At 72.0% G+C, this 1,277-nt stretch carries 1 protein-coding gene and 1 pseudogene; both read left to right on the forward strand.

The genetic code is table 11. The features are described 5' to 3' along the window. A pseudogene (locus tag D183_RS25725) lies at nt 1-377 on the forward strand (pyridoxal-phosphate dependent enzyme); the annotation flags it as partial. 157 nt (nt 378-534) lie between these two features. Beyond that, nucleotides 535-1,277 (forward strand): tryptophan synthase subunit alpha (gene trpA, locus D183_RS0122685; RefSeq protein ID WP_017911020.1); only part of this gene is annotated, 743 nt, incomplete at its 3' end.

The raw sequence follows: 1,277 nt of genomic DNA on the forward strand, positions 1-1,277 counted from the left end.
CGATCGCCGCCGGCCGCCCCGGCGTGCTGCACGGCAACCGCACCTACGTGATCTGCGACGACGACGGGCAGATCGTCGAGACCCACTCCGTGTCCGCCGGCCTGGACTACCCGGGCGTGGGTCCGGAGCACGCGTTCCTGGCCGACAGCGGCCGCGCCATCTACCAGGGCATCACCGACGACGAGGCGCTGGCCGCGTTCCACCTGCTGGCGCATACCGAAGGCATCCTCGCCGCGCTGGAGTCCAGCCACGCCGTGGCGCAATCGATCAAGCTGGCGCGCGAACTGCCCAAGGACGCACTGGTGCTGTGCAACCTGTCCGGCCGCGGCGACAAGGATGTGCACACCATCGCCGCGCGCGAGGGGCTGACGCTGTAACGCTTTACCCTTCTCCTTCGGGAGAAGGTGGCGCGGAGCGCCGGATGCGGGTGCGGGCGCAGCCCCGTACTCACAGTCCGCACCGCTTCGCCTCTTCCCCTCACCCCAACCCCTCTCCAACCCCTCTCCCGGCGGGAGAGGGGTGCATAGGCCCTCCATGAACCGCCTCGCCGATACCTTTGCCCGACTCGATACCCAAGGCCGCAAGGCCCTGATCCCCTTCCTCACCGCCGGCGATCCGTCGCTGGAGGCGACCGTGCCGGCGATGCATGCGCTGGTCGAGGCCGGTGCCGACGTGATCGAGCTGGGCGTGCCGTTCTCCGATCCGATGGCCGATGGCCCGACCATCCAGCGCAGCTCCGAGCGCGCGCTGGCGCGCGGCGCCGGCCTGCGTTACGTGCTGGAGACGGTCAGCGCGTTCCGTCGCGACGACGCCACCACCCCGGTGGTGTTGATGGGCTACCTCAACCCGGTGGAGATCCACGGCACCGCGCGCTTCGCCGAGGAGGCGGTGGCGGCCGGCGTGGACGGCGTCCTGCTGGTCGACCTGCCGCCGGAGGAGTCGGCCGAGACCCTGACGGTCTTCGCCGACGCCGGCCTGGACCTGATCGTGCTGGCCTCGCCGACCACCAGCGACGCGCGCATCGACCTGTTGTGCGAGGCGGCGCGCGGCTATCTGTACTACGTCAGCTTCGCCGGCGTGACCGGCGCCGACCGGCTGGATACCCGCGCCGCCGGCGATCGCCTGCGCCAGTTGCGCGCGCGCTGCCCGGTGCCGGTGGTGGCCGGCTTCGGCATCAAGGACGCCGCCAGCGCCAAGGCCATGGCGGTCGATGCCGACGGCGTGGTGGTGGGCAGTGCGCTGGTGGCGGCGCTGGCCGAGGCCGGCAGCCCGCAGGC

The organism is Xanthomonas sp. SHU 199 (assembly GCF_000364665.1).
GTDB lineage: Bacteria > Pseudomonadota > Gammaproteobacteria > Xanthomonadales > Xanthomonadaceae > Xanthomonas_A > Xanthomonas_A sontii.